Consider the following 2,200-nt stretch of genomic DNA (forward strand, 5'->3'; position numbering starts at 1 on the left):
TGTAAACGTAAGCCGGGGGGCTTGGAATGCGCTTGTTGATTTTGGGAGCTGGATACTCAGCTCGCCACTTTGTGAAAATGTACGGGACCGAGTTTTCCTGGATTGGTGGAACGACCCGCTCTCCTGAGAAAATGGAGGAACTGCGGTCCAAAGGGGTTCAGCCGATCCTCTTTGACGGACAAACAGCAAGCGATGAGCTGTTGGAGGCTATTGCCACTGCAACTCATATTCTGGTTTCTGCCGCGCCAACGGACGATGGTGATCCTCTGCTGAATGCTGCGCGTGACGCAGTTGCGAAAGCAAAGCCAACGGCGATCTGCTATCTCTCGACCATCGGGGTATATGGCGACCACGAAGGTCGTTGGGTGACAGAAACAGCGGAGTGCAATCCAACCTCCAAACGCTCCAAGCAGCGTCTGGAAGCAGAGCACGAGTGGCTCGCATTCTCAGAAGAAACCAGCATCCCAGTCAGCATTTTGCGCCTTGCCGGAATTTATGGCCGTGGCCAGAATGCGCTTTGCAATCTGGACAAAGGTAAAGCCCGCCGGATTATCAAAGAAGGTCAGGTCTTTAACCGTATTCACGTGAGTGATATTGCTGGAGCTGTCCAGCATGCGTTTGAAGACAACGCCTCCGGTATTTTCAACGTATGTGATGATGCGTCGTGTCCGCCAGAAGATGTGGTGGAATATGCTGCTCGTCTGATGGGTGTGGAGCCACCGCCAGCAATCGCCTTTGAAGATGCAGACCTTTCGCCTATGGCGATTTCGTTTTACGGCGAAGTGAAACGCGCTAGCAATGCAAAGCTGAAAGGCGCTTTGGGGTATAAATTCAAATTCCCGAACTACCGGGAAGCGTTGGATTATATGTGGGAGAACGGCTGGAGCTAGAGCGTGTGAAGAACACGCCTTGATCCAACCGCTCACCTTGCACCGGTTTTGACCGCAGAGCGGATTTTTATACTGTTTCGTGTTGAGGCAGGTCTCCTTCTATCTCGTAGTAATCGCCTTTGCTGGCGCAGAAGATGTGACCTGCCAGTTTCGAGCCTGTCGTTTCTTCCAAAAGCCCAGCGCTGAAGTAAACTTCATGAGCAATCTCGGGGATTTTGTCTCCGTGATAAAACAGGCTGCTGCCGCAGTTGTTGCAAAATGCGCGCTTCGCGTAATTAGAGGAGCGGTAATATGAGATGTTCTCTTCTCCGCTCTCGACCTTCAAAGCATCAAACGGAATCGCGATTGCATGGAACGGTCCGCTGTTCCAACGACGGCACATTGTGCAGTGACATAAACCAATATCTTTCTGGGGCGCTTCAGCCTTGAATGAGACTTCACCACAAAGGCATTTCGCTTTATAAATCCGCAAGTCAGTCATCTCTCTCTCCCTTAGAGCTTGTTGGGTAACCTTAGCCGAGGGCCACGGTTTGGGATAAGATCAATTTCCTCATCAATCTTCGTAGGCATATTGAGGGCGACCATCTTCAATCTCGTAGTAGTCACCCTTTGTGGCACAGAAGATATGATTGCCTGCTGTGAGGCCTGTTGGCTGCTCTAACGTACCCACGGCAATCGCAATTCGGTCTTTCCATTGAGGATGGCGGTCTGCATGCCAAAACAGGTTTGATCCGCATTTTGAACAGAAGCCACGGCGGGCAAACTCAGAGGATTCATAGTATTTGACGGCATCTTCGCCAGAGATGAACTTCAGATCTGCCAGCGGCAAGCTGAATGCCTCAAACGGGCCGCTGCCCCACTGACGGCATTGCTTGCAATGGCAGCTGCTGACTGATTCATGTGGCGCTTCACCCTCAAAAGTGACCGCGCCACACAGGCAGCGTCCTTTAAATTCAATGGTCTTCGTCATCTGACTTTCCAATACCTACTGAAATGAGATGGCCTCTCGAATCGAGGGCTATGCGATTCCTTAAAGGGAACATATAGCGAACATTTGTATTCAGCAAGCGTTCAGGTTAAGTCTCGTATCTGGATTTCATAGATTCAATTTTTGTCCAATCAGATGTGCGGGGCACTACAAACGCGATTGGATTTTAGGGAAGGCATGTTGGGGATGCGGGTACTTTTTACTGTTGTTGGACTTGGGCTGGCGCTGAGTGGCTGCGCCTCCCTTTCTGAGGAAGATTGCAAGGTCGGCGACTGGCAGGGCATTGGTGTTGTTGATGGGCGCGCTGGTTACACCTCTGACA

The 2,200-nt window shown here is 51.0% G+C and carries 3 protein-coding genes; 1 reads left to right on the forward strand and 2 read right to left on the reverse strand.

The window, feature by feature from the left end:
* Window positions 1–26 precede the first annotated feature (26 nt).
* Window positions 27–890: an SDR family oxidoreductase gene (locus PPL9_RS19275; protein WP_057464201.1), complete on the forward strand. Its 864-nt coding sequence runs from the start codon at window positions 27–29 to the stop codon at window positions 888–890.
* Window positions 891–957: 67 nt separating this feature from the next.
* Here PPL9_RS19275 and PPL9_RS19280 read toward each other — a convergent pair whose 3' ends face one another.
* Together PPL9_RS19280 and PPL9_RS19285 are read right to left on the reverse strand one after the other, a co-directional pair.
* Window positions 958–1,371: a GFA family protein gene (locus tag PPL9_RS19280; RefSeq protein ID WP_057464202.1), complete on the reverse strand. Its 414-nt coding sequence runs from the start codon at window positions 1,369–1,371 to the stop codon at window positions 958–960.
* A 72-nt stretch (window positions 1,372–1,443) separates the two neighbouring features.
* On the reverse strand, window positions 1,444–1,860 hold the full coding sequence (locus PPL9_RS19285) for a GFA family protein (protein WP_057464203.1): 417 nt from the start codon (window positions 1,858–1,860) through the stop codon (window positions 1,444–1,446).
* Window positions 1,861–2,200: the final 340 nt, after the last annotated feature.

Source organism: Pseudovibrio sp. POLY-S9 (assembly GCF_001431305.1).
Classification (GTDB): Bacteria; Pseudomonadota; Alphaproteobacteria; order Rhizobiales; family Stappiaceae; genus Pseudovibrio.